The sequence below is a fragment of the Burkholderia sp. AU27893 genome, assembly GCF_002223205.1.
In the GTDB taxonomy this organism is placed as follows: Bacteria; Pseudomonadota; Gammaproteobacteria; order Burkholderiales; family Burkholderiaceae; genus Burkholderia.
In genome coordinates this window covers 2,676,729-2,703,046 of the sequence record NZ_NKFD01000001.1, presented here as the reverse complement: position 1 = coordinate 2,703,046, position 26,318 = coordinate 2,676,729, and the positions used below count along the sequence as shown (strand labels likewise).

At 69.0% G+C, this 26,318-nt stretch carries 23 protein-coding genes and 1 tRNA gene; 16 read left to right on the top strand and 8 right to left on the bottom strand.

The window, feature by feature from the left end; translation table 11 throughout:
- Nucleotides 1-6: 6 nt before the first annotated feature.
- Nucleotides 7-987 (top strand): acetyltransferase, encoded by a 981-nt coding sequence (locus CFB47_RS12730; RefSeq protein WP_089461426.1) that lies wholly within the window; start codon nt 7-9, stop codon nt 985-987.
- Between the two features lie 64 nt (nt 988-1,051).
- Here CFB47_RS12730 and CFB47_RS12725 read toward each other — a convergent pair whose 3' ends face one another.
- Both CFB47_RS12725 and CFB47_RS12720 read right to left on the bottom strand, forming a co-directional pair.
- The gene (locus tag CFB47_RS12725) at nt 1,052-1,504 is read right to left on the bottom strand and encodes a nuclear transport factor 2 family protein (RefSeq protein ID WP_089461295.1); all 453 of its coding nucleotides are present in this window, start codon (nt 1,502-1,504) and stop codon (nt 1,052-1,054) included.
- A 13-nt stretch (nt 1,505-1,517) separates the two neighbouring features.
- A complete protein-coding gene (locus tag CFB47_RS12720) occupies nt 1,518-1,997 on the bottom strand; it encodes an SRPBCC domain-containing protein (protein WP_089461294.1) in 480 nt (159 codons plus the stop codon).
- Nucleotides 1,998-2,354: 357 nt separating this feature from the next.
- Here CFB47_RS12720 and CFB47_RS12715 point away from each other — a divergent pair, with 357 nt between their 5' ends.
- Entirely contained in the window at nt 2,355-3,833 is a 1,479-nt protein-coding gene (locus CFB47_RS12715) for a deoxyribodipyrimidine photo-lyase (RefSeq protein WP_089461293.1), read from the top strand.
- A 22-nt stretch (nt 3,834-3,855) separates the two neighbouring features.
- Here CFB47_RS12715 and CFB47_RS41735 read toward each other — a convergent pair whose 3' ends face one another.
- The 3 genes from CFB47_RS41735 to CFB47_RS12705 form a co-directional block, all read right to left on the bottom strand.
- Nucleotides 3,856-3,978: a hypothetical protein gene (locus CFB47_RS41735; protein WP_256946680.1), complete on the bottom strand. Its 123-nt coding sequence runs from the start codon at nt 3,976-3,978 to the stop codon at nt 3,856-3,858.
- Nucleotides 3,969-5,195: an MFS transporter gene (locus CFB47_RS12710; protein WP_089461292.1), complete on the bottom strand. Its 1,227-nt coding sequence runs from the start codon at nt 5,193-5,195 to the stop codon at nt 3,969-3,971. The genes CFB47_RS41735 and CFB47_RS12710 overlap by 10 nt, the downstream gene beginning before the upstream one ends.
- Before the next feature lie 192 nt (nt 5,196-5,387).
- On the bottom strand, nt 5,388-6,329 hold the full coding sequence (locus CFB47_RS12705) for a LysR substrate-binding domain-containing protein (RefSeq protein WP_089461291.1): 942 nt from the start codon (nt 6,327-6,329) through the stop codon (nt 5,388-5,390).
- A 187-nt stretch (nt 6,330-6,516) separates the two neighbouring features.
- Between CFB47_RS12705 and CFB47_RS12700 the strand changes: the two genes are divergently transcribed.
- Complete coding sequence (locus CFB47_RS12700; protein WP_089461290.1) at nt 6,517-7,557, top strand: alpha/beta fold hydrolase; 1,041 nt, start codon at nt 6,517-6,519, stop codon at nt 7,555-7,557.
- A 141-nt stretch (nt 7,558-7,698) separates the two neighbouring features.
- Complete coding sequence (locus CFB47_RS12695) at nt 7,699-8,454, top strand: 4'-phosphopantetheinyl transferase superfamily protein (protein ID WP_089461289.1); 756 nt, start codon at nt 7,699-7,701, stop codon at nt 8,452-8,454.
- Nucleotides 8,455-8,475: 21 nt separating this feature from the next.
- Here CFB47_RS12695 and CFB47_RS12690 read toward each other — a convergent pair whose 3' ends face one another.
- Nucleotides 8,476-9,396 (bottom strand): glutamate/aspartate ABC transporter substrate-binding protein, encoded by a 921-nt coding sequence (locus CFB47_RS12690; protein WP_089461288.1) that lies wholly within the window; start codon nt 9,394-9,396, stop codon nt 8,476-8,478.
- A gap of 213 nt (nt 9,397-9,609) precedes the next feature.
- On the opposite strand from CFB47_RS12690, the gene hutH reads away from it, so the two are divergent.
- From hutH to CFB47_RS12635, 10 genes are all read left to right on the top strand, one after another.
- Nucleotides 9,610-11,133 carry a histidine ammonia-lyase gene (gene hutH, locus CFB47_RS12685; protein ID WP_089461287.1) on the top strand — a complete coding sequence of 508 codons (1,524 nt, stop codon included), beginning with the start codon at nt 9,610-9,612 and terminating at the stop codon, nt 11,131-11,133.
- A 4-nt stretch (nt 11,134-11,137) separates the two neighbouring features.
- Entirely contained in the window at nt 11,138-11,833 is a 696-nt protein-coding gene (gene hutC / locus CFB47_RS12680; protein WP_069248398.1) for a histidine utilization repressor, read from the top strand.
- A 38-nt stretch (nt 11,834-11,871) separates the two neighbouring features.
- Complete coding sequence (hutU, locus tag CFB47_RS12675) at nt 11,872-13,560, top strand: urocanate hydratase (RefSeq protein WP_089425798.1); 1,689 nt, start codon at nt 11,872-11,874, stop codon at nt 13,558-13,560.
- A 2-nt stretch (nt 13,561-13,562) separates the two neighbouring features.
- Entirely contained in the window at nt 13,563-14,174 is a 612-nt protein-coding gene (locus tag CFB47_RS12670; protein ID WP_089461286.1) for a HutD family protein, read from the top strand.
- Between the two features lie 4 nt (nt 14,175-14,178).
- On the top strand, nt 14,179-15,402 hold the full coding sequence (gene hutI / locus CFB47_RS12665; RefSeq protein ID WP_089461285.1) for an imidazolonepropionase: 1,224 nt from the start codon (nt 14,179-14,181) through the stop codon (nt 15,400-15,402).
- A gap of 4 nt (nt 15,403-15,406) precedes the next feature.
- Nucleotides 15,407-16,783, top strand: coding sequence for a formimidoylglutamate deiminase (locus tag CFB47_RS12660; protein ID WP_089461284.1), 1,377 nt, complete (start codon nt 15,407-15,409; stop codon nt 16,781-16,783).
- Between the two features lie 59 nt (nt 16,784-16,842).
- On the top strand, nt 16,843-17,640 hold the full coding sequence (hutG, locus tag CFB47_RS12655) for an N-formylglutamate deformylase (RefSeq protein WP_069248393.1): 798 nt from the start codon (nt 16,843-16,845) through the stop codon (nt 17,638-17,640).
- A 759-nt stretch (nt 17,641-18,399) separates the two neighbouring features.
- Nucleotides 18,400-19,206: a gamma-glutamyl-gamma-aminobutyrate hydrolase family protein gene (locus CFB47_RS12645; protein WP_089461283.1), complete on the top strand. Its 807-nt coding sequence runs from the start codon at nt 18,400-18,402 to the stop codon at nt 19,204-19,206.
- A 12-nt stretch (nt 19,207-19,218) separates the two neighbouring features.
- Nucleotides 19,219-20,556, top strand: coding sequence for a glutamine synthetase family protein (locus CFB47_RS12640; RefSeq protein WP_089456494.1), 1,338 nt, complete (start codon nt 19,219-19,221; stop codon nt 20,554-20,556).
- Nucleotides 20,557-20,584: 28 nt separating this feature from the next.
- The gene (locus CFB47_RS12635) at nt 20,585-21,979 is read left to right on the top strand and encodes an aspartate aminotransferase family protein (protein WP_089461282.1); all 1,395 of its coding nucleotides are present in this window, start codon (nt 20,585-20,587) and stop codon (nt 21,977-21,979) included.
- 88 nt (nt 21,980-22,067) lie between these two features.
- On the opposite strand, the gene CFB47_RS12630 is transcribed toward CFB47_RS12635, so the two are convergent.
- Nucleotides 22,068-22,142, bottom strand: a tRNA-Val gene (locus CFB47_RS12630).
- 98 nt (nt 22,143-22,240) lie between these two features.
- Nucleotides 22,241-23,143 (bottom strand): LysR family transcriptional regulator, encoded by a 903-nt coding sequence (locus CFB47_RS12625; protein WP_089461281.1) that lies wholly within the window; start codon nt 23,141-23,143, stop codon nt 22,241-22,243.
- Nucleotides 23,144-23,316: 173 nt separating this feature from the next.
- On the opposite strand from CFB47_RS12625, the gene CFB47_RS12620 reads away from it, so the two are divergent.
- Together CFB47_RS12620 and CFB47_RS12615 are read left to right on the top strand one after the other, a co-directional pair.
- On the top strand, nt 23,317-25,068 hold the full coding sequence (locus tag CFB47_RS12620; RefSeq protein WP_089461280.1) for an acyl-CoA dehydrogenase family protein: 1,752 nt from the start codon (nt 23,317-23,319) through the stop codon (nt 25,066-25,068).
- A complete protein-coding gene (locus CFB47_RS12615; protein WP_089461279.1) occupies nt 25,065-26,261 on the top strand; it encodes a CaiB/BaiF CoA-transferase family protein in 1,197 nt (398 codons plus the stop codon). Before CFB47_RS12620 ends, CFB47_RS12615 begins: the two co-directional genes overlap by 4 nt.
- Nucleotides 26,262-26,318 lie beyond the last annotated feature (57 nt).

Sequence of the window (26,318 nt, the reverse complement as noted above, 5' to 3'; positions counted from 1 at the left end):
AGGATCATGCAGGACAACCACGACACACGACACTTCTTTGCATTCAACGGCGACGCGGACGGGCTGTGCGCGCTTCAGCAACTGCGGCTCGCGGAGGGCGTGCACGGCACGCTCGTGACCGGCGTGAAACGCGACATCAAGCTGCTCGAGCGGATCGACGCGCGGGCGGGCGACATCGTCACCGTGCTCGACGTGTCGCACGACCAGAATCGCGACGCGTGTGCGCGGCTGCTGCGCGACGGCGCGACGGTCCGCTATTTCGATCATCACTTCGCGGGCGAATTGCCCGACGATCCGGGCTTCGACGCGCATATCGACACGGCGGCCGACGTCTGCACGAGCGCGATCGTGAACCGCTATCTCGACGGCCGGCACGTGCGCTGGGCGATCGTCGCGGCGTTCGGCGACGAATTGCCGGCGCTCGGGAACGCGCTGGCGAGTGAGCACGGGATTGGCGACGCCGAGCGCGAGACGCTCGCCGAACTCGGGCTCTACCTGAACTACAACGCATACGGCGAGTGTGTCGGCGATCTGCATTTCGACCCGGCCGCGCTCGCCGCTGCGATGCTGCCGTGCGTCGACCCGCTCGATTTCGTGCGCGAGACGGCCGTATTCGCCGCGCTGCGCGACGGCTACCGCGACGACATGGCGCGCGCGTGCGCACTCGCGCCGCTGCGCGAGGTGCCCGGTGCGACGCTGGTCCGGATGCCTGATCATCCGTGGGCGCGGCGGGCGACCGGCATGCTCGCGAACGAACGGATGCGCAACGCGCCGCATGCGGCGCTCGCGGTGCTGTCGCCACGTGCGGACGGCGGGCTCGTCGTCAGCGTGCGCGTGCCCGATGGCCGACCGCTCGGCGCCGACGAGTTCTGTCGCGGCTTTCCGACCGGCGGCGGGCGCAAGCGCGCGGGCGGCATCAACCATCTGCCGGAAACGGAATTCGACGCATTCGCCGAGCGATTCGAGGCCGCGTTCCGGCTCGATTGATTCAAGCGACGATCCGAACTGCGTGCGCCGTGCAACCCTCGCACGGCGCGCGCATCGCGATGGATCAACCGGTCGCGCCCGCCAGCACGGCCGGCACGTTGTGACCGTAGCAGCGCTCCTCGACGCGCTCGGCGATGCGCCAACCCTGCGCGGTGCGCACGAACCGGTCGACGTACCACAGCCCGAGAAACATCACCTGCGTGCCGCCGTCCGGCAGCGCTACTTCCATCGGATTGAAGCAGATCGTGCGGCTGCGCGCGGCGTCACCGTCGAGCCGGATCGACAGGTTGCCGACCATGTGCTGGTACTGCGGAAACAGCGGCAGCACGGTGCGCAGCCACGCCTTCACCTCCGGATAGCGGCCGGCGATGCCGCCCATCGCGCGATAGTCGATCGCGGCATCGGGTGTGGACACCGCGTCGAGCGCGTCGAAGTCGCGCGTGTCGATCGCAGTCGAATACGCGACGATCAACTCGCGGATGTCGTGATGGTCGGACAGCGTTTGCAGGTCGGGCATCGGCGGTTCCCGGTCACGCGCCGTTGCGCCGGCGAGCCGCGTGGAGCGTCTCGGCGCGCTGCTTCACGTCGCGCGCGCACTGGTCGAAACCCTGTTTCACCCAAGCGCCGTGGTGCTGCATGATCGTGTCCGCGTTGACGCCGAGGAACTGGTCGGTCGTGAAATAGCGGCAGCGCTCCGTGCCGATCGCGTCGATGTACTGGTCGCGGCGCGCGGCGTCCTTGTTGTCGTCGGTCGGGCGTTGCTCCCACGACAGCAGGCGTTCGGGTTCGTACGCGACGAGGATCTCGTTGACGGGAATCACGGTCTGCGTGCCCGGGATGCGCACCTGCATGTGCACGAAATCGCCGATCCTGCCGGTCGTTTCGAAGCCGACGCAGAACGTGTTCCATTCGCCGTAGCGCGGGAAGTCGGTCAGCACTTCCCAGACGACGGAGGCCGGTGCGTCGATGTCGACGGTGATCGAGGTGACGAGATTCGAGGGTTTGGTCATGGCGATGTATCGGATCGGATGAAACCGCGCCTACCCCGGGTGGCAGGACGCTTCGCGGCGGTCGGAAGGAGCCGCGCCGGTATCGGTCGGCGCGCGTGACGGGTGGGGCTCGGGACGTGCGGGGCGTTTTCGCCGGCACGTGCCGCGCAGCGCACCCGACATCGAGCGTAGGCCGGCGCACGCGGCGAAGAATCGTCGGAATGGACTAAGGCGTTTCACCGGGGCGGCGGGGTGGTGCGATTGTCGCGACGGTCGGCGGCAGGGGCGCGCCGGCGCATCATGCGCGCAGACCGTCGACACCACGCAGCGCAGCCGCGACAATACGCGTCTCTTTCCGCTTTCGTCATCGAGGTGCCTGTGTCCGCCAAGCCGTCCGTTGCTCCCGCGATCGTCTGGTTCCGCGACGATCTCCGCGTGACCGACCAGCCCGCGCTCACACGCGCGGCGGAATCGGGCCGGCCGCTCATCTGCGTATTCGTCGACGACACGGGCGACGGCGCCGGGCGGGCGCTCGGCGGCGCGGCGCGCTGGTGGCTGCACGGGTCGCTGGCCGGGCTCGACGCGGCGCTCGCGCGTCATGGCGGGCGCCTGCTGCTGTTGCGCGGCGACGCGCCGCGCGAGATCGACCGCATCGTGCACGACACGGGCGCGCAAGCCGTGTACTGGAACCGCCGCTACGCGCAACCGCAGCGCGACGCCGACGCGGCGCTTAAGGCGTCGCTCAAGGCGCGCGGTGTCACGGTCGAGAGCAGCAACGGCAGCCTGCTGAACGAGCCGTGGGAGGTACTCACGGGCGGCGGCACCCCGTATCAGGTGTTCACCGCATACTGGCGTGCGGCGCGACGCGATCGTACGGTCGCCGCGCCGCTGCCGGAACCCGAGCGGATCGCGTTTCATCCGTGGCCGCAAGCCGTGCGCGACCGCGCGCTGGCGCTCGACGCGCTTGCGTTGCGGCCGCATTCGCCGGATTGGGCCGGCGGCCTGCGCGATGCGTGGCCCATGCCCGACGAAGCCGGCGCGCACGCGCAGCTCGACGCGTTCCTGACGACTTCGCTCGCCGGCTATGCGGACGCGCGCGATCTGCCCGACCGGCCCGCGACGAGCCGCCTTTCGCCGTTCCTGCGCTTTGGCAACGTGTCGCCGCGACAGGTGTGGCACGCGGTGCAGGGGGCCGCGAGCGCAGGCGGCGCGGCGCTTGCCGCGGACGCCGACAAATTCCTGAGCGAACTCGGCTGGCGCGAATTCAGCTACACGCTGCTGTACCACTTCCCGGCGCTCGCGACCGACAACTTCCGCGCGCAGTTCGACGCGATGCCGTGGCGCGACGATCCCGCCGCGCTGCACGCATGGCAGCGCGGGCTGACCGGCTATCCGCTCGTCGATGCGGGCCTGCGCGAACTGTGGACGACCGGCTGGATGCACAACCGCGTGCGGATGGTCGTCGCGTCGTTCCTGATCAAGCATCTGCTGATCGACTGGCGCGCGGGCGAAGCATGGTTCTGGGACACGCTGGTCGACGCCGATCCCGCGAACAACGCGGCGAGCTGGCAGTGGGTGGCCGGGTGCGGTGCCGACGCCGCGCCGTATTTCCGCATCTTCAATCCGGTCGCGCAGGGGCAGAAGTTCGATCCGGACGGCGCGTACGTGCGGCGCTGGGTGCCCGAGCTTGCCGGTCTCGACAACGCCTCGATCCACGCGCCGTGGGAAGCGTCGCCGCTGGAACTTGCCGCGGCCGGCGTGCGGCTCGGTGTCGATTATCCGGCGCCGCTCGTCGAGCATGCGGCCGCGCGTGCCCGCGCGCTCGATGCGCTGGCGGCATTGCCGAAGCGCCGCTGACCGCGCGCCGCGGATTACCGCGTCAATTGCAGAACGCGACGTGTTCGAGCAGCGCATACGCGACGCCCGAACTGAAATAGGCCACGCCGCACCACGCGACGAACGCGAGCGTGCCGGCGGCCAGCGCCGCGCGGATCATGCCCATGCGGCGTTGCCCGATGCCGGGCGTGCGACGCGCGCGTCGTTGATCGGCAGGTGCAGCAACGCCGCGAGCACGCCGAGCGCGATCGAGCCCACCCACAGCGGCAGGTACGAATGCGTCGCGTCGTACACCACCGCGCCGAGCCAGACGCCGAAGAAGCTGCCGAGCTGGTGCCCGAAGAACACGAAGCCGAACAGCGTCGCGATGTAGCGCACGCCGAACACCTGCGAGATCACGCCGTTCGTCAGCGGCACGGTGCCGAGCCACGTGAATCCCATTACGGCCGCGAACACGTAGACGCTCGCGGGCGACAGCGGCGCCGCGACGAACACGGCCATCGTGAGGGCACGCACGAGGTACAGCACCGATAGCACGTACTTGCGCCGCAGCAGCCCGCCGAGATGGCCGCACGCATAGGTGCCGGCCACGTTGGTCAGCGCGATCAGCGCAAGCGCGACGCTCGCGTGGCGTGCCGGCAGCCCGTGGTCGAGCAGGTACGCGGGAAGATGCGTCGCGACGAACGCGAGCTGGAAGCCGCATGCGAAGAAACCCGCGTTCAGCAGCCAGAAGCCGCGATGCGCGAACGCCTCGCGCACGGCTTCGCCGATCGACTGGTCGGGGCCGGCGGCGGCAGCCTGCGCGGGGCGGTCGCGTAGCAGCAGCGCGAGCGGTGCAAGCAGCGCCGCGACGAGCGCCAGCGCGATGAACGCGTGCCGCCAGCCGATGCCGCCGATCAGCGTCTGCGCGACGGGCACCATGCAGAACTGGCCCAGCCCGCCGATCGCGCCCGCAACGCCGAGCGCCCAGCCGCGCCGGTCCGGCGGAAACAGGCGGCTCAGCGCGCCATAGATCGACGCGAACGCCGAGCCCGACAGCGCGATGCCGATCACGAGCCCGGCGCCGACCGTGAACATGCCGGTTGTCGCCGCATGCGCCATCGTGACGAGCCCGGCCGCATACAGCAGCATCCCGGCGACGATCACGCGCAGCGAGCCGAAGCGATCGGCGACCATCCCCGTGAACGGCTGCGCGACGCCCCAGATCAGGTTCTGCAGCGCGAGGGCGAGCCCGAACGCTTCGCGCGACCAGCCGTGGTCGAGCGACACCGGCGCGAGGAACAGGCCCTGCACGTGGCGGATGCCGAGCGCGGCGCCCATGATCAGGCCGCCGGCCAGGACGGGCAGCCAGCGACGGCGGACTTCCTGCTCGATCGGGGTCATGCGTGTCTCCGGATGAAGGCGCGCGGCAAGACGGCCGCGCTCGATCCGATTAGACGATCGGGCCCGTCGTCGCTCAAGCGATCATTCGGTCAGGTTGGCATGCTTGGCAGGAATGCGATGAGGGGCGCGCGGAGTGGAGCGGGGCGCAGGCGCTCGGCAGCGGTCGGGTTTGTTCGCAGAGGCCGGGTCAGCTCACACCGACGCCGTGCCGTGCGCACGCATCGCGGTATCGCATTCGGCCGCTTCGGCGAGCATCCAGTCGCGCACGTCGGCGACTTCGCGGCGCGGGGCCGGATCGTGCTGGAACAGCCAGTAGCCGTACGCATCCGACAGCGCCTGCGTATGCGGCCCGAGCACCGCGAGCCGCCCGTCCGCGAGCATCGGCGCGACGAGCGCGAGCCGGCCGAGCGCGACGCCCTGGCCCGCGATCGCGGCCTGGATCACCTGGTCGTACTGGTTGAAGCGCAGCACGCCTTTCGGGCGCGCGTCGCCGAGCCCGGCCGCGTGCAGGTGCGTGCGCCACTGCAATTGCGGCTGCGGCGGCCCGTCGAATTCGAGCAGCACGTGGTCGGCGATCGCCGCCGCGTTCGTGACCGGCCGCGCGGCGAGCACCGGATGCGCGACCGGCACGACGATCTCGTCGAACAGGCGCAGCGCGCCGGCCGGCGCGCGGTCGCGCGGACAATAGCGGATCCCGAGGTCGATGCCTTCGGCGCGCAAATCGAGTACCTTGTCGTTCGCGGCCACGCGCAGGTCGATCTCCGGCAGGCGCGCCTGCAGCCGCCCGAGCCGCGGCAGCAGCCACAGTGCGGTGACGCCGATGCTGGCGGTGATCGTGACGGGCTGGCGCTCGCGCGTGGCCGCGAGCGACGCGACGGTGTCCTGCAGCCCGTGCAGTGCCGCATCCGCGACGCGAAACAGCCGCTCGCCTTCCGGCGTGAACGCGATCTTCCGGTAGCCGCGCTGCAGCAATGCGACGCCGAGGTGCGCTTCGAGTGCGTGTACCTGGCGGCTGACCGCCGATTGCGTGACGCACAGGTCCTGCGCGGCGAGCGTGATGCTCATGCGGCGGCCGACGGCGACGAAACCGCGGACGAGGTCGAGCGACGGGAGGCGGACGAGCGGCGTTGACATGCGCGTGACTCATGCGAACGGAGCAGCAAGATTGGTTGAGAACGCGGGGCGCGTCAAGTTCAATGGAGGCTGGTGCGGGCGGTGAAGGAGGGGGCGGGCGACGCCCCGGCCGGCTGCGAAGCATGGGCGCGGGCAGGCACTGACGCGCTCACCCGGACGGACCGCGAAGCATGGGACCGGAGACACGATGACGATTTCGAACGAAGGCAGCGAAATGATGCAGGGCACCCGCGCGGCGGACGCATTGCCGCCCGAGCCGGTGACGCTGCGCGCGGCCGACGGTTATGCATTGCGCGGCCATGTATGGCGCCATCGCGGCGGCAGTGTCGTGCGGCCGGTGACGGTCATCAATTGCGCGACGTCGGTGCGTTGCGACTACTACTTCCGTTTCGCGGCCTGGCTGTTTGCCCAGGGGCGCGACGTGCTCGTCTACGACTATCGCGGCATCGGCGGGTCGCGCCCGGCGCAGCTCGCGAAGCTGCGCGCGAACTGGCTCGACTGGGGGCGGCTCGATTGCGAAGCCGCGCTGCACTACGCACGCGACGCGTTTCCGGGCCAGCCGATCGACGTCGTCGCGCACAGCATCGGCGGGTTCGCGCTTGGGCTCGCCGCATCGAACGTCCACGTGCGGCATGCGGTGACGGTCGGCGCGCAGTATGCGTACTGGCGCGATTACATGCCGGCCGAACGGCGCCGCATGTGGTGGAAGTGGCACGTCGCGATGCCGGTGCTCGCGGCCGTGTTCGGCTACGTGCCCGCGAAGCGGCTCGGCTGGATGGAGGACACGCCGCGCGGCGTCGCGTTGTCGTGGGTGCGCTCGCAGGCACGCTTCGAGGACGGCTATACGAGCGGCCCGCTCGCCGAACCCGCCGCGAGCCGCGCCGCGTTGCCCGCCCGCTTCGCGGGGCTGTCGGCGCCGATGCTCGCGATTGGCCTCGACGACGACGGGTTCGGCACGGTCGCGGCGATCGAGCGGCTGGTCGGCTACTACACGGGCAGCGACGTCACGCATCTGCGGATCGCGCCGGCCGACATCGGCGTCGACGCGATCGGCCATTTCGCTTTTTTCCACAGCCGCTTCACCGAAACACTGTGGCCGCTCGCGCTCTACTGGCTGCAGCACGGCGCGCTGCCGGCCGATGCGCCGGGCAACGTGCATGCGATTCACCCGGCATCGCGCGGGCGTGGGCCCGGCAGCGGCGTGCCGGGCGTGGCCGCGAACGGTTGATAGGGCGACCTCGTCATGCATCGCGCATGCCGAGAGGACAAGCGCCGGCGCTCGGCATCGTCGCCGGCGGCCCGCAACGGTTTGCCATACCGCTTGATCGATTAACATCGGACGTTTCCTTCCACAGGCCGCCGCACGTCGATGCTCGTCACGCCCGATTCCGTTTCTCCGTCTGACAGCCCCCGCGCCTGGCGCATGCAGCGGCTCGACGCGCCGCCCGCCGCGACCCGCGCCGGCGTGCAGATCGCGCGCGTCGATTTCGACTGGCGCGTGCCGCTCGTGTCGCCCGCGTATGCGGCACTGAGCGACGGCGAGCGCGCGCGAGCCGCCCGCTTCATGCGGCATGAGGATGCGGTGCGCAGCGCCGCGACGCGTGCCGCGCTGCGCGACGTGCTCGGCACGGCCCTCGGCATCGCGCCGCACGCGGTGGCGATCGTCGTCGATGCATCGGGGCGACCGTCGCTGGACGGCGCGCATCGCGCATCGCTCGACTTCAACGTGTCGCATGCGGGCGACCATGCGTTGATTGCGTGGGCTCCTGCGGGGCGCGTCGGCGTCGATATCGAGTCCTGCAATCGCACGGCCGACTGGCGGGCGCTGACGCGCGAGGTGTGCGCGCCCGCCGAAGCCGCCTATCTCGACAGCCTGCCGCCGGCCGAACGGGCCGGCGCATTCATGCGCGTCTGGAGTGCGAAGGAGGCGCTGCTCAAGGCGCTCGGCACGGGCATCGTCGGCGGGCTGGGCGCGTTCGCGGTCATGCCGCCGCGCGATAGCGCGACCCCCGCGACGACGATCGTCGAGCCGGCCGCGCCCGCCGCCGGCGTCGCGGCGTTCGATGCGGCGTGGCTCGACGCGGCGCCCGGCTATGCGGCATGCGTCGCGTGGACGCGTGCGTGAGCCGCGCTCAGCGCGCGGCGCTCATTCGAGCGGCGCGTCGTTCGGCGCCGCATAGCGCGCCTTGATCACGTCGCTCATCGCGAAGTCGAACGACAGCCCCTTCGGCGGCACCGGCTTCATGAACCACTTGTCGTACAGCGCGTCGATCTCGCCGCGCTTCATCAATTGCACGAGCACGCCGTCGACGAGCGCCTTGAACTGCGGATCGTCCTTGCGCAGCATGAACCCGTAGGCTTCGGACGATTGCGGCGTGCCGACGATCTGCCAGTCGGCCGGCTTCGCGGCGAGCTGGCGCACGCCCGCGAGCAGCACGTCGTCCATCATGTACGCGGCCGCGCGGCCCGATTCGAGCGTGAGGCGCCCTTCGCCGTAATCCTTCGCGCTGATGATCCGCATGTTCATCTTCCTGTCCTCGTTCATCTTGCGCAGCAGGCGCTCGGACGTCGTGCCCTGGTTCGTCACGACCGTCTTGCCGGCGAGGTCGGGGAAGTCGCGGATGCCCGAACTCGTGCGCGTGAGCAGGCGCGTCGTTGCGACGAAGAAGGTGGTCGAGAACGCGACCTGCGCGTGACGCGCGGCGAGGTTCGTCGTCACGCCGCATTCGAGATCGACGGTGCCGTTCTGCACGAGCGGAATGCGGTTCTGCGACGTGACGGGGATGAAGCGCACCTGCAGGTCGGGCTTGCCGGTGCGCGCCTTCACCGCGGCGATCACGCGGTCGCACAGATCCTGCGAGAAGCCGATGACCTTGCCGTTCGCGTCGACGTAGGAAAACGGCACCGACGTTTCGCGGTGGCCGATCGAGATCAGGTTGCTCTGCCGGATCTTCTCGAGCGTGCCCGACAGCGGCTCCGCGGCGAGCGACGCGCCGCACGCCAGTGCGCACGCGGCGAACAGCAGGGGGCGGCCGATCCGGGCGGCGAGTCGTGACGGGAAGGGCATGGCGGTCTCCGTGGCGAATGGTGATCCGTATGTTGCCAAATGCAAAATAATTGCAACAACTGTTAAGCGTCGGATCCCACGGGCCGGTGCGGCGGGCCGCGCCGGGCATCAGGGAAACTCCCGAGTCGAAATCGGTGAAAAACGGGTTGTCTAGACAAGTTGGCGTGGCTACACTTCAATCCATTCCGAACTTGTCTAGACAGGATTGCTCACATGATTACGTTGACCCCCGGCCATCTGACCCTCCCGCAACTGCGCCAGATCGCACGCGAATCCGTGCAGCTCGCGCTCGACCCGGCCAGCTTCGCGAAGATCGACGCCGGCGCGAAGGCCGTCGCCGACATCGCCGCGAAGGGCGAGCCGGCCTACGGCATCAACACGGGCTTCGGCCGCCTGGCCAGCACGCACATCCCGCACGACCAGCTCGAACTGCTGCAGAAGAACCTCGTGCTGTCGCACGCGGTCGGCGTGGGCGAGCCGATGGCACGCTCGTCGGTGCGCCTGCTGATGGCGCTGAAGCTGTCGAGCCTCGGCCGCGGCCACTCGGGCATCCGTCGCGAAGTGATGGACGCGCTGATCAAGCTGTTCAACGCGGACGTGCTGCCGCTGATCCCGGTGAAGGGCTCGGTCGGCGCATCGGGCGACCTCGCGCCGCTCGCGCACATGTCGGCCGTGCTGCTGGGCGTCGGCGAAGTGTTCATCCGCGGCGAGCGTGCAAGCGCGCTCGACGGTCTGCGCGTCGCGGGCCTCGCACCGCTGACGCTGCAGGCGAAGGAAGGCCTGGCGCTGCTGAACGGCACGCAGGCATCGACCGCGCTGGCGCTCGACAACATGTTCGCGATCGAAGACCTGTATCGCACCGCGCTCGTCGCGGGTGCGCTGTCGGTCGACGCGGCTGCCGGCTCGGTGAAGCCGTTCGACGCACGCATTCATGAGCTGCGCGGCCACCAAGGCCAGATCGATGCGGCCGCATCGTATCGCGACCTGCTCGAAGGCTCGCCGATCAACCAGTCGCACCGCGACTGCGACAAGGTGCAGGACCCGTACAGCCTGCGCTGCCAGCCGCAGGTGATGGGCGCGTGCCTGGACCAGATGCGCCATGCGGCCGACGTGCTGCTGGTCGAAGCGAACGCCGTGTCGGACAACCCGCTGATCTTCCCGGATACCGGCGAAGTGCTGTCGGGCGGCAACTTCCACGCGGAACCCGTCGCATTCGCGGCCGACAATCTCGCGCTCGCCGCAGCGGAAATCGGCGCGCTGGCCGAACGCCGGATCGCGCTGCTGATCGACGCGACGCTGTCGGGCCTGCCCCCGTTCCTCGTGAAGGACGGCGGCGTGAACTCGGGCTTCATGATCGCGCACGTGACGGCGGCCGCCCTCGCGTCGGAAAACAAGACGCTTGCGCACCCGGCGTCGGTCGACTCGCTGCCGACCTCGGCGAACCAGGAAGACCACGTGTCGATGGCGACGTTCGCCGCGCGCAAGCTCGCCGACATCGCGGACAACACGAAGCACATCCTCGCGATCGAACTGCTGGCCGCCGCGCAAGGCGTCGACCTGCGCGCGCCGTACCACACGAGCCCGAAGCTGGCGCCGGTGATGGAAACGATCCGCAGCAAGGTCGCGCACTACGAGCTCGACCACTACTTCGCACCGGACATCGCCGTGATCGCCAAGCTGGTCGGCGAGCGCGCGTTCGCGAAGGTCGCGCCGTTCTCGTTCGCGTCGGAACAGTAAGCCGATGAGCGCGCCGGTCTACCAGGAGATCAAGGATTTCATCCTGGCCCGCATCCACGCAGGCGAGTGGGAGGAGGGCGATCAGGTGCCGTCCGAGAACGAGCTGGCGCGCGAATTCAAGGTGGCGCGCATGACCGTCAACCGCGCGCTGCGCGAGTTGACGGCCGAGCAGGTGCTCACCCGCATGAAGGGAGCGGGCACCTACGTCGCGCGGCCGAAGTACGAGTCGACGCTGGTGGCGATCCGCAGCATCTCGGAGGAAGTCGGTGCGCGCGGGCATGCGTATCACGCGAGCGTGCTCGGCCTCGACACGATCCGCGCCGACGACGCGCTCGCCGACGAGATGCAGGTCGCCGTGCGCACGAAGCTGTTTCATTCGCAGGTGCTGCACTTCGAGAATGACGAGCCCGTGCAGCTCGAAGAACGATGGGTGAATCCGGCGGTCGCGCCGGATTACGCCGAGCAGGATTTCACGAACACGACGCCGAACCTGTACCTGATGCGCGCGGCTCCGCTGCAGCGCGTCGAGTACCGGATCGAAGCGGCGGCCCCGGCGCCGGAGCGGCGCGAGCAGCTGCGGATGGACGACGTCGAGCCGTGTCTGGTTTTACATCGACGCACCTGGTCGCAGGGCGTCGTCGCCTCGGTGGCGAATCTGTGGCATCCCGGCAGCCGTTATCGCTTCACCGGGCATTTCTGATTCCTATTTGATAGTCATTTTCCTCGGGAGCAGTCGTCATGAACCATCCGAAACACATCGATCCCCGTCTCGATCCGACGCGCACGATCCGCGCGCCGCGCGGCAGCGAGAAAGTCTGCAAGACCTGGCTGGCCGAAGCGGCCTACCGGATGATCCAGAACAACCTCGACCCGGAAGTCGCCGAGCACCCGCACGCGCTCGTCGTGTACGGCGGCATCGGCCGCGCGGCACGCAACTGGGAATGCTACGACCAGATCCTCGCATCGCTGAAGGATCTGGAAGAGAACGAGACGCTGCTGATCCAGTCGGGCAAGCCGGTCGGTGTGTTCCGCACGCACAAGGATGCGCCGCGCGTGCTGCTCGCGAACTCGAACCTCGTGCCGCACTGGGCGAACTGGGATCACTTCCACGAGCTCGACCGCAAGGGCCTGATGATGTACGGCCAGATGACGGCCGGCAGCTGGATCTACATCGGCAGCCAGGGCATCGTTCAGGGCACCTATGAAACGTTCTTCTCGGTCGCGAACCAGCACTTCAACGGCGATCCGTCGGGCCGCTGGATCCTGACGGGCGGCCTGGGCGGCATGGGCGGCGCGCAGCCGCTGGCCGCGACGATGGCCGGCTTCTCGATGATCGCGGTCGAATGCGACGAGACCCGCATCGACTTCCGCCTGAAGACGCGCTACGTCGACAAGAAAGCGACGACGCTCGACGAGGCGCTCGGCATGATCGAGGAAGCGAAGCGCACCGGCAAGCCGGTGTCGATCGGCCTGCTCGGCAACGCGGCCGACGTGTTCGCCGAACTCGTCACGCGCGGCATCACGCCGGATTGCGTGACCGACCAGACGAGCGCGCACGACCCGATCAACGGCTACCTGCCGCAAGGCTGGACCGTCGCGCAATGGCGCGAGGCGCAGAAGGTCGATCCGCAGAGCATCGTGAAGGTCGCGAAGCAGTCGATGGCCGTCCAGGTGCGCGCGATGCTCGCGCTGCAGGAACGCGGCGCGGCGACGCTCGACTACGGCAACAACATCCGCCAGATGGCGCTGGAAATGGGTGTCGAGAACGCATTCGACTTCCCGGGCTTCGTGCCGGCCTACATCCGCCCGCTGTTCTGCGAAGGCAAGGGCCCGTTCCGCTGGGTCGCGCTGTCGGGCGATCCGGAAGACATCTACAAGACCGACCAGAAGGTGAAGGAGCTGATCCCCGACGATCCGCACCTGCACAACTGGCTCGACATGGCGCGTGAGCGCATTGCATTCCAGGGCCTGCCGGCGCGGATCTGCTGGGTCGGCGTGAAGGATCGCTATCGCCTCGGCCAGGCGTTCAACGAGATGGTCAAGAACGGCGAACTGAAGGCGCCGATCGTGATCGGCCGCGACCACCTCGATACGGGTTCGGTCGCCAGCCCGAACCGCGAGACGGAATCGATGAAGGACGGTTCGGACGCCGTGAGCGACTGGCCGCTGCTGAACGCCCTGCTGAACACCGCAGGCGGCGCATCGTGGGTGTCGCTGCACCATGGCGGCGGCGTGGGCATGGGCTTCTCGCAGCACTCGGGCGTCGTGATCGTCGCCGACGGTACCGCCGAAGCGCACGAGCGTCTCGGCCGCGTGCTGCTGAACGACCCGGCGACGGGCGTGATGCGCCATGCGGATGCCGGCTACGAACTCGCGCAGCAGACGGCCCGCGAAGCCGGCCTGAAGCTGCCGATGCTCGGCCGCTGAGCATGACGGCGCTCCACCCGGCGCTGGTGAACGCGACGATGATCCGCGCCGCGGATCTCGTCGCGTCGCCCTGGAAGAACGGCGGTGGCGTGACGCGCGAGATCGGCGCGTTCCCGCCGGGCGCCGCGCTCGACGCGTTCGCGTGGCGCGTGAGCGTCGCCGACGTCGGCACGGCCGGGCCGTTCTCGCGTTTCGACGGGATCGACCGCACGCTGGTGCTGCTGTCCGGCGCGGGCATGACGCTCGCCGAGGCAGGCGGCGCCCGCCACGTGCTCGACGCACCGCTGGCCCGCGCGGATTTCGCGGGGGAAGCGGCGATCGACGCGACGCTGCACGACGGCGCGACGCGCGACTTCAACCTGATGACGCGCCGTTCGGCCGCGCGCGGCGCGCTCGACGTATGGCGCGCAGGCGCGCACCGCATCGAGCATGCCGATACCGTGCTGCTGTATTGCGCGGCCGGTGACGCCGCGGTCGAAATCGACGGCACACGCTACACCCTGGAAGAAATGGACACGCTGCGGCTCGACGGGCCGCGGCGTGCGTTTGACGTCGTCGTGAGCGGTAGCGGCGCGTTGCTCGCCGTGTCGCTCGCCATCGGCGAACGAGACTGAACGCATGAAACCGACTGTCTGGCATCACCTGAGGCTGTGTCCGCACGGCCATCCTGACGAGACGATCGACGACGCGGCGATCGCCGTCGACGAAACCGGCACGATCGTCTGGCTCGGCGCGATGTCCGCGCTGCCGCACGGTTACGCCCACTGGCGGCGTGAGGATCTGCACGGCGCGTGGGTGACGCCGGGCCTCGTCGACTGCCATACGCACCTCGTGTACGGCGGCACGCGTGCCGACGAATTCGCGCAGCGCCTCGCGGGCGTGAGCTACGAGGAAATCGCGCGACAGGGCGGCGGGATCGTGTCGACGGTGCGCGCGACGCGCGCGGCCGACGAGACGACGCTGTTCGTGCAGGCCGCGGCACGCCTGCAGCCGCTGCTCGCCGAAGGCGTGACCGCGATCGAGATCAAGTCGGGCTACGGGCTCGACCTCGCGAGCGAACGCAAGATGCTGCGCGTTGCACGCCAGCTCGGCGAACGCTTTCCGGTCACCGTCTACACGACCTTCCTCGGCGCGCACGCGCTGCCGCCCGAATATGCGGGCCGTGCGGATGCGTACATCGACGAAGTGTGCGACCGGATGCTGCCGGCGCTGGCCGACGAAGGGCTCGTCGACGCGGTCGACGTGTTCTGCGAACGCATCGGCTTTTCGCTCGCGCAGACCGAGCGCGTGTTCGAGGCCGCGACGCGGCGCGGGCTGCCCGTGAAGCTGCATGCGGAGCAACTGTCGAACGCGGGCGGCACGGCGCTTGCCGCGCGTTATCGCGCGCTGTCCGCCGATCACCTCGAATTTCTCGACGAAGCCGGCATCGAGGCGATGAAGGCAGCCGGCACGGTTGCCGTGCTGCTGCCCGGTGCGTACTACTTCATCCGCGAGACGCAACTGCCGCCGATCGAGCTGCTGCGCAAGCACGGCGTGCCGATCGCGCTCGCGACCGATCACAACCCCGGCACGTCGCCGCTCGAATCGCTGCTGCTGACGTTGAACATGGGCTGCACGCTGTTCCGCATGACGGTGCCCGAAGTGCTGCAGGGCGTCACGCGCCATGCGGCGGCGGCGCTCGGCCGCGCGGATCGCCACGGCGCGCTCGAGGTCGGGCGCCAGGCCGACTTCGCCGCGTGGTCGGTCGGCTCGCTGGCGGAGCTCGCCTACTGGATCGGCCGGCCGCTGTGCGAGCAGGTCGTACGCGGCGGCACGACCGTGTTTCGCCGGATGAATGGATAGCCTCATGACCGACACCACGTTGTTCGCAGACCATGCGTACCTGCCCGATGGCTGGCGCCGTAACGTCCTGCTGCGCTGGGACGCGGCCGGCACGCTGACCGGCGTGACGCCCGACACCGACGCACCCGCGGGCGTCGCACGCGCGGCCGGGCCGGTGCTGCCCGGCATGCCGAACCTGCACTCGCACGCGTTCCAGCGCGCGATGGCGGGGCTCACCGAATATCGCGCGAATCCGGCCGACAGCTTCTGGAGCTGGCGCGACCTGATGTACCGCTTCGCGCTGAAGATCACGCCCGACGCGCTCGCCGCGATCGCGCGCTGGCTGTATGTCGAGATGCTCAAATGCGGCTACACGTCGGTGTGCGAATTCCACTACGTGCATCACACGCAGGACGGCTCGCGCTATCCGCAGATCGCGGAACTCGGCACGCGCGTGATCGACGCCGCGCGCGCCGCCGGTATCGGCATCACGATGCTGCCGGTGTCGTACCAGTTCGCGGGTTTCGGCGACAAGCCGCCGCGTGACGACCAGCGCCGCTTCATCAACACGCCCGATGGCCTGCTCGAGCTGCTCGACGCGATGCGCCGCGTCGCGCCGGAGCACGGCGGGCTGCGCTACGGCGTTGCACCGCACTCGCTGCGGGCGGTATCCGAAAACGGCTTGCGCGTGCTGCTCGCAGGGCTGCCCGGCGATGCGCCCGTGCATATCCACATCGCCGAGCAGACGGCCGAAGTCGACGACTGCGTGCGTGCGTACGGCGCGCGCCCCGTGCAATGGCTGCTCGATCGCTTCGACGTCGATGCGCGCTGGTGCCTCGTGCACGCGACGCACGTCGACGCGGCCGAAACGGCGGCGCTCGCGAAGCGTCGCGCGGTTGCCGGCCTGTGCCTGACGACCGAAGCGAACCTCGGCGACGGCGTGTTCCCGGCTGTCGACTATCTCGCGCAAGGCGGCGTGATCGGCGTCGGCTCGGACAGCCACGCGTCGGTCGACTGGCGCTCGGAGCTGCGCCTGCTCGAATACGGCCAACGGCTCGTGCACCGTGCACGCAACGTGCTGGCGAGCGACACGCAGGCGCATGTTGCCGATCGCCTGTTCGACGCGTCGCTCGCGGGGGGCGCGCAGGCCAGCGGGCGGCGCGTCGGTGCGCTGCGCGAAGGGTGCCGCGCCGACTGGCTCGTGCTCGATCCCGATCATCCGGCAATCGCCGAACACGACAGCACATCGTGGTTGTCGGGTATCGTGTTCGCGGAGCACGGCGACACGCCGGTGCTCGACGTCTACACGGGCGGCGAGCGCGTCGTGAGCGGCCGCCGTCATCGCGACGAAGCCGTCGCGTATGCCGACTACCGCGCCGCGCTGGCGCAACTGCTGCGCTGATGCGCGCAACCGGCGCACGCCGCAAGCGTGCGCTGGCAGACCTCCAACGGTGATGCGACATGACTGAACAACCGGCTGTATTCACGCTGAAGCAGGGCACGCTGCCGCTGCTGATCTCGATTCCGCACGCAGGCACGCACATTCCCGACGACATCGCCGCGACGATGACGGCCGACGCGCGTTTCGTCGACGATTGCGACTGGCATCTCGAACGGCTGTATGGATTCGCGGCCGACCTCGGCGCATCGATCCTCGTACCGTCGCATGCGCGTTACGTCGTCGACCTGAACCGGCCGCCCGACAACGAGAACCTGTACCCGGGGCAGGACACGACGGGGCTCGTGCCGGTCGATACGTTCGACAAGGCGCCGCTGTATCCGGCGAACGCGCTGCCGGGCAACGACGAGATCATGCGTCGCCGCGACCGCTACTGGCTGCCATATCACGAGGCGCTGCAAGGCGAAGTTGCGCGCCTGAAGCGCGAGCACGGCCGCGTGCTCGTGTGGGAAGCGCATTCGATCCGCTCGCACGTGCCGCGCTTCTTCGACGGCCGCCTGCCTGACTTCAACTTCGGCACGTCGAGCGGCGCGAGTGCCGCGCCGGGCCTGGCCGAGGCGCTGGCCGCGCGCGTGCTTGAACATGGCGGCTATACGGCCGTCGCGAACGGGCGCTTCAAGGGCGGCTACATCACGCGTCACTACGGCGTGCCCGCTACCGGCGTCGAGGCCGTGCAGCTCGAGCTCTCGCAGATCACCTACATGGAAGAGACGCGTCCTTACGCGTATGACGAGGCGCGTGCGGCGCGGATCGTGCCGCTATTGCAGACGCTCGTCGAAACCGCGCTCGCGCATCGTTGAACGCGGGCCGCACCGATGCGGCAGCGCGGCGGAGCAGGCACGTCACGGCCCGCCGGCACGCAGCAGGCCGCACCGATGCAGTGCACAACACGGCATCGATCCACGGGATCGATGCCGTTTTTTTTCGTAGGGCTTTCGTCTGTTCGATGTCGTCATCGGCACCTGAAAATTTGACGCAATTTTTAGGTGATATAAGCTGAATGTCAGGAAGTCGTCACGCGCGCACCGGCGGCGCGGCCATCGATCGTGGCCGCACCGCGCCGGCATGCGCGGCGAGACACCTTGCCGACGTGTCGCCGCGCGGCATTGCCGCATGCGCTTGATCGCGACACGTGTCCTGCCTTCATCAGTCAGTCGAGTACGATCGTGAAAGCCGCCAGCCCTTCGATACGCCGGACGCGAAGTCCGTCGGCGGGCGCGCCGCCTCAGGCCGGGCCGTCCCGGCATGCTGATCGCGGCACGCGTGCCGCCTTTTTACGCGAGCCTCGTTTCTTCGCCGTTTCCCATCGCGGCCTGCGCCGCTTCAATCTCGTGTCCGCGCACGTGTTCAGCGCGGTGCAGTGCGACGGCAGCGCGTCGTTGTTGCCCTAGCGTCGTTTTCCGCTTCCGTTCCGGGTCGCCCCGCCTGTTGCCGCATCGTCCGCGCGGCAGGAGCGCGCATGGGCACGCGCCGCGTCGTGGTGCGCACGTGCGGCGCCGGCGCGAACCGTCAACATCCCGCGTACAGACGAATCGTGCGCGATTACCGGAGAGCCGCCCATGCGTGCGCGCCCGATCGTAGCCGTCACCGCCGACCGCATCCTGCGCGGTGCGCATCCGAACCATACGGCGGGGGAGAAGTACCTCGCCGCGATCGTCGACGGCGCCGGTGCGCTTGCGTTCGTGCTGCCCGCGCTCGGCGCGCGCCAGCCGGCCGACGCGATCGTCGCGGCAGTCGACGGGTTGCTGTTCACCGGCAGCTATTCGAACGTCGAGCCGCATCATTACGGCGGCGACGCGAGCGCGCCCGACACGCTGCATGACCCCGCGCGCGATGCGACCGCGCTGCCGCTGATCCGCGCGGCGATCGACGCGGGCGTGCCCGTGCTGGCGATCTGTCGCGGCATGCAGGAGCTGAACGTCGCTTACGGCGGCACGCTGCATCAGCGGCTGCACGCGACGACCGGCTTCGACGATCATCGCGAGCGGCCCGCCGATCCGCTCGAACGGCAGTACGGTCCCGCGCACGTCGTGCAGTTCGCGCCGGGCGGCTTGCTGCAGCGGGTCACGCGTGGCGCGCAGGAAGCGACGGTCAATTCGTTGCACGACCAGGGCATCGCGCAGCTCGGCGCCGGGCTCGTCGTCGAAGCCAGTGCGCCCGACGGACTCGTCGAGGCCGTCAGCGTGCGCGGCGCGCGCGCGTTCGCACTCGGCGTGCAGTGGCATCCCGAATGGCGCTACGCGGAACAGCCGTTGTCGCGCGATATCTTCGCGGCATTCGGCGCGGCGTGCCGCGCGCGCATGACGCATCGCATTCAGGCGGCCGGCGGCGCGATGCCGTCGCCGGCCGCATCCGACGTCGACTGATAGAGGCCGATCATGCAACCCGAACTGAGCGAATTCCTGCGACAGCACCGCATCACCGAGGTCGAGGCGATCATTCCCGACATGGCCGGCATCGCGCGCGGCAAGATCATTCCGCGCAACAAGTTCGAATCCGGCGAATCGATGCGCTTGCCGCAGGCCGTGATGGTGCAGACCGTCACCGGCGACTATCCGGAGGACGGCACGCTGACCGGCGTGACCGACCCCGACATGGTGTGCGTGCCCGATCCGTCGACGATCTGCCTGATTCCGTGGGCCGTCGACCCGACCGCGCAGGTGATCCACGACTGCGTGCATTTCGACGGCTCGCCGGTCGAGATCTCGCCGCGCTATGTGCTGCGACGCGTGCTCGACCTGTACAAGGCGAAGGGCTGGCAGCCGGTCGTGGCACCCGAGCTCGAGTTCTATCTCGTCGACATGAACGCCGATCCCGACTTGCCGCTGCGTCCGCCCGTCGGCCGCACCGGGCGCGCGGAGACCGGCCGGCAGTCGTATTCGATCGAAGCCGTGAACGAGTTCGATTCGCTGTTCGAGGATATCTACGAATACTGCGAGATGCAGGGGCTCGATATCGAGACGCTGATCCACGAGGTCGGCGCCGCGCAGATGGAGATCAACTTCGTGCATGGCGATGCGCTGTCGCTGGCCGACCAGGTGTTCCTGTTCAAGCGCACCGTGCGCGAGGCGGCGCTGCGCCACAACATGTACGCGACCTTCATGGCGAAGCCGATGCAGGACGAGCCGGGCTCCGCGATGCACATCCACCAGAGCCTGGCCGACGCGCGCACGGGGCGCAACCTGTTCTCCAACGAGGACGGTACGGTGTCGCCGATGTTCCACAGCTATCTCGCGGGGCTGCAGAAGTACACGCCGGCGCTGATGCCGATCTTCGCGCCGTACATCAACTCGTATCGCCGCCTGTCGCGCTTCATGGCCGCGCCGATCAACGTGCAGTGGGGCTACGACAACCGCACGGTCGGTTTCCGCATTCCGCAGTCAGGCGCGTCGGCGCGCCGTATCGAGAACCGGATCCCGGGCGTCGACTGCAATCCGTACCTCGCGTTCGCCGCGACGCTCGCGGCCGGCTATCTCGGCTTGATCCAGCAGCTCGCACCGACCGAGCCGATTGCGTCGGACGGCTACAACCTGCCATACCAGCTGCCGCGCAATCTCGAGGAGGGCATCTCGCTGATGGCGGCCTGCACGCCGCTGGCCGGCATTCTCGGCGACAAGTTCGTGAAGGCCTATCTGGCGCTGAAGGACACCGAATACGAAGCGTTCTTCCGCGTGATCAGCTCGTGGGAGCGCAGGCATTTGCTGCTGCACGTCTGAGCGTGCGGCACGGTTATCCGGAGGAAACATGACCGATAGAAATGACGCTGTATCGCCGCAATCGACCGCGGATTATCGCGCGCTCGACGCCGCGCACCACATCCACCCGTTCTCGGACATGGGCGCGCTGAACCGTGCGGGCAGCCGCGTGATCGTGAAGGCCGACGGCGTCTACCTGTGGGACTCGGACGGCAACAAGGTGATCGACGGGATGGCCGGCCTCTGGTGCGTAAACGTCGGCTACGGCCGCAAGGAACTCGCCGACGCCGCGTATCGCCAGATCCAGGAACTGCCGTTCTACAACACGTTCTTCAAGACCACCCACCCGCCGGTGATCGAACTCTCGGCGATGCTCGCGGAAGTGACGCCTGCCGGCTTCAACCACTTCTTCTACTGCAACAGCGGCTCCGAAGGCAACGACACCGTGCTGCGCCTCGTGCACCAGTACTGGCGCGTGCAGGGCCAGCCGCAGAAGAAGTACGTGATCTCGCGCAAGAACGGCTATCACGGCTCGACGATCGCGGGCGGCACGCTCGGCGGGATGGGCTACATGCACGAGCAGATGCCGTCGAAGGTCGAGCACATCGTACACATCGACCAGCCGTATTTCTTCGGCGAAGCAGCGGCGGCCGAAACGCCGGAAGCGTTCGGCCTGGCGCGCGCACGGCAGCTCGAAGCGAAGATCCTCGAACTCGGCGCGGAGAACGTTGCCGCGTTCATCGGCGAGCCGTTCCAGGGCGCGGGCGGCGTGATCTTCCCGCCGTCGACGTACTGGCCGGAAATCCAGCGGATCTGCCGCAAGTACGACATCCTGCTGGTGGCCGACGAAGTGATCGGCGGCTTCGGTCGCACCGGCGAATGGTTCGCCCACCAGCACTTCGGTTTCGAGCCCGATCTCATCACGATGGCCAAGGGCCTCACGTCGGGCTACGTGCCGATGGGGGCGGTCGGCATTCACGAGCGCGTGGCGCGGCCGATCATCGACAACGGCGAATTCAACCACGGCCTCACGTACTCGGGCCACCCGGTCGCGGCGGCCGTCGCGGTCGCGAACCTGAAGCTGCTGCGCGACGAAGGGATCGTCGAGCGCGTGAAGAACGATATCGGGCCGTATTTCCAGCGCCGGCTGCGCGATGCGCTGGGCGACCATCCGATCGTCGGGGAGATTGCGGGAGCGGGGCTGGTCGCGGGCGTTCAGCTGGCGCGCGACCGGGAGCGGCGCGAGCGGTTCGGTGCGAACATCGATATCGGCACGATCTGCCGCGACTTCTGCTTCAACGGCAACCTGATCATGCGCGCGACCGGCGACCGCATGCTGCTGTCGCCGCCGCTCGTGATTCGCGAGGCGGAGGTCGACGAGATCGTCGACAAGGCGAAGCGCGCGTTCGATGCGACGGCGGAGCGGGTGGGGCGCGCGGAGTAAGCCGGTGTTGCGCGGCGCGCGCCGCGCAACAAACTCGCGGCCAAAACGAAAAGGCCCTGCGTCGTGAGACGCAGGGCCTTGAATTCTTTGGTGGGCGGTACTGGGATCGAACCAGTGACCCCTGCCGTGTGAAGGCAGTGCTCTACCGCTGAGCTAACCGCCCAAAGAAGCTGAAATTATGTCAGGGCTTTGAGGGTCTGTAAAGTGCTTTCTGCAAATATTTTTCAGATACCCGCTCATACCTGCCAACCGGCCGTTCGCTCAGCCCGCGAGCGCGGGCAGTGCGTCGATCGACGCGCGCACGTAATCCGCGAAGCGCAGCGCAACCGGCTCGGTGGTGCCGCAACGTTTCAGCGCGAGCGTGCGCGATTCGAGCGACGCATCCTTCAGCGGCCGGAACGCGAGCCGCTCGCTCTTTACCTGCTGCAGCACGCGCGGCACGAGCGCGATCCCCATCCCGAACTCGATCATCGACAGGATCGTCTGCCACAGCCGTGCCTCATGGCGGATCAGCGGGCTGAAGCCGGCATTCACGCACTGCGCGATGATCAGGTCGTGATAGTGCGGCGCCGCTTCGCGCGGGAACAGGATGAACGGTTCCGCGGCCAGCGCGGCGAGCGCGACCTGCCTGCGCTGCGCGAGCGGATGCGCGGCCGGCAGGCAGCACACGAACGGTTCCGCATAGACGGGCGTCGATTCGACCTCGGGCGGGAAGTGGCCCCAGTGCGCGTAGCCGAGATCGATCTGGCCGCGCTGGATCGCCTGCACCTGCGCCTGCGTGTTCATTTCGCTCAGCACGACTTCGACGCCAGGATAGTCGGCTTCGAAGCGCCGCACCGCATCGGGCAGCCCGCGATACAGCATCGAATGGACGAAGCCGATCCGCAGCCGGCCCGCGAGCCCCGACGCGGAGCGCACCGTCAGGCGTTCGGCCTCGGCCGCCTGCAGCAGCAGCCGGCGTGCTTCGCCGAGCAGCACCTCGCCCGCGTTGGTCAGCGCGACGGTCTTGTTGGTGCGCGAGAACAACTGCACGCCGAGCGCGTCCTCGAACTTGCGGATGTCGAAGCTCAGCGCCGGCTGCGAGATGAACAGGCGTTTCGCCGCGCGCCCGAAATGCAGCTCCTCGGCGACCGCCACGAAGTAGCGCAACTGCCTCAGTTCCATCGTGTCTCCTCGCGGCGTCGGCATCGATAAGCGATATCTATCGTACCGGATAAATCCTGTATTGGACGCTTATCGATCGCACGCCTACGCTCTGCGGAAGGCTTTGCACGGGACTGGGCGGGCGCCGCGGCGCCCCGTCCAGCCGACGTGCAGGCAACCCAGGAGACGCACGCATGAACGACACAGCTCGCACGCCGGACACCGGCGCAGCCAATATCCCCGACAGCCGGGGCATCAATTTCTTCACCGTCGATCCCGATCTCGGCGCGTTGCTGAAGCTGCATCTCGGCGATGCCCGCTATGCCGAGCTCGAGCCGCAACTGCGCGCGCTCGGCGCACGCGTGTCGGGCGAACTCGACGAATGGGCATCGCGCGCGGACAAGCACCCGCCCGTGCTCGAGCATCGCAACCGGCGCGGCGAAGCCGTGCAGCGGATCGACAAGGATCCCGCGTATGTCGCGCTCGAACGCGTCGCGTATGCCGAGCTCGGGCTCGCGTCGCTGAGCCACGGGGCCGAATCGGTGCCGCCGCTCGTCAAGTACGCGCTGACGTTCCTGTTCGTGCAGGCGGAATTCGGGCTGTGCTGCCCGGTCAGCATGACCGATTCGCTGACGCGCACGCTGCGCCGTTTCGGCGATCCGGCGCTCGTCGCGCGTTACCTGCCGATGCTTGCGTCACGCGATTTCGACACGCTGTACCAGGGCGCGATGTTCATGACCGAACAGGCGGCGGGTTCCGACGTCGGCCGGATCGCGACGCGGGCGACGCGCGAGACCGGCGCGCACGGCGAGACCCTCTGGCGCCTGACCGGCGACAAGTGGTTCTGCTCGAACGCGGATGCCGAGCTCGCGATGGTGCTTGCGCGGCCCGACGGCGCGCCGGAGGGCATCAGGGGTCTCGCGCTGTTCCTGCTGCCGAAGACGCTGCCGGACGGCACGCGCAACCGCTACCGGATCGTGCGCCTGAAGGACAAGCTCGGCAGCCGTTCGATGGCGAGCGGCGAGATCGCGCTCGAAGGCGCGCAGGCGTACCTGATCGGCGAGATCGGCCGCGGCTTTCACCAGATGGCCGACATGATCAACATGTCGCGGCTGTCGAACGGCGTGCGCGCGGCGGGGCTGATGCGGCGCGCGCTGAACGAGGCGCTGCACGTTGCCGCGCACCGCGAGGCCTTCGGCCGCAAGCTGATCGAGATGCCGCTGATGCAGCGCCAGTTGCTGAAGATGCTGCTGCCGGCCGAGGCCGCGCGCGCGATGTTCATGCAGATCGCGCTGCTGCTGCCGCAGGCCGATGCGGGCGACGAGCAGGCCGCGCGCTGCGTGCGGATCCTGACGCCGCTGATCAAGTTCCGCGCGTGCCGCGATGCGCGGCGCGTGACGGGCGATGCGATGGAAGTGCGCGGCGGCACCGGCTACATCGAGGAGTGGAGCGACGCGCGCATCGTGCGCGATGCGCATCTCGGCTCGATCTGGGAGGGCACGAGCAACATCGTCGCGCTCGACGTCGCGCGGGCCGCGCAGCGCGAGCACGCGCTCGATGCGCTGCGCGCGTTCCTCGGCGACCGCCTCGGCGCGGCGCCGCTGCCCGATGCGAGCCGCGCGGCGCTGCGGCGCATCCTCGCGCGCGCCTGCGACGCGCTCGCACGGGTCGCTGACGAAGGTGACGACGCGCGCGTGCGGCAGGCCGCGTCCGCGCTGTACTACGCGAGTGCGGCCGTGCTGATGGCGTGCGAGGGCGTGCGGCTCGCGCCGGATTTCCGGCGGCTCGCGCTCGCGCATCTGGTCGTGCGCCACAAGCTGCTGCCGGTCGATCCGCTCGCGCCGGCGTCACGCGACGACGAATCGCCCGCGTACGACGCACTGCTGCGCGGCACGCCGATCGCGCTCGATACCGCGCTCGACCTGCTGCCGGAGGTCGAAAGATGAGCACGACGCGTGGTGCACTGGACGGCCTGAAGGTCGTCGACCTGAGCCGCGTGCTCGGCGGCCCGTACTGCACGCAGGCGCTTGCCGACCACGGCGCGACGGTGGTCAAGATCGAGCCGCCGGACGGCGACGAGACGCGCGGCTGGGGGCCGCCGTTCCTCGGCGATACCGCGTGGTATTTCATGGGCGTGAACCGCAACAAGGAAGGGCTCGCGCTCGATCTGTCGCGCGACGAGGGGCGCGCGATCCTGTGGCGGCTGCTTGAAGAGGCCGACGTGCTTGTCGAGAACTTCAAGCCCGGCACGCTCGCGCGCTGGGGGATGGACTACGCGCGCGACCTGCAGCCGCGCTTCCCGCGCCTGATCCACTGCGCGGTGACGGGCTTCGGCGAAGGCGGCCCGCTCGGCGGGCTGCCCGGCTACGACGCGGTGATCCAGGCGATGGCGGGGCTGATGAGCGTCAACGGCGAGCGCGACGGCGACGCCACGCGCATCGGTCTGCCGATCGTCGACATGGTCACGGGCCTCAACGCACTGGCCGGCATCCTGCTGGCGCTCGCCGAGCGCGAGAAGAGCGGGCAGGGGCAGTCGATCGACATCGCGCTGTACGACTGCGGCGTGTCGCTGCTGCATCCGCACCTGCCGAACTTCTTCGGTTCCGGGCGCGTGCCGGCGCGCAGCGGCAACGCACATCCGAACATCGCGCCGTACGACAGCTATCGCACCGCGACCGTGCCGATCTTCCTCGCGATCGGCAACGACCGGCAATTCGCGCGGCTCGTCGCGCATCTCGGCGTGCCGGCGCTCGCGGGCGATCCGCGTTTCGTCGACAACCGCAGCCGCTGCGCACACCGTCCCGAGCTGAAGGCCGAACTGGAAGCACGGCTCGCCGCGCACGCCTGCGAGCCGCTCGCGCGCGACCTGATGGCGGCCGGCGTGCCGTGCGGGCCGGTGCGCACGGTGGCCGACGTCGCGCACGATCCGCATGCGCTGCACCGGAACCTGTTCGTCGAGATCGGCGCGTATCGCGGCACGGCATCGCCGGTGAAGCTGTCGCGCACGCCGGCCACCTATCGTTCGCCGCCACCCGCACTCGGCGGCGATACGCGCGCGGTGCTCGATCGCCTTGGCGTCGATCCCGCGCTCCAGCAGCAACTGCTCGACGCCGGCGTACTGAGGGAGGCTCCCGGCTAGGCGCCCCGACTGACACGACGCCGCCGGCCGGCGGCGCGATGCCGGCCACCCGGGAAA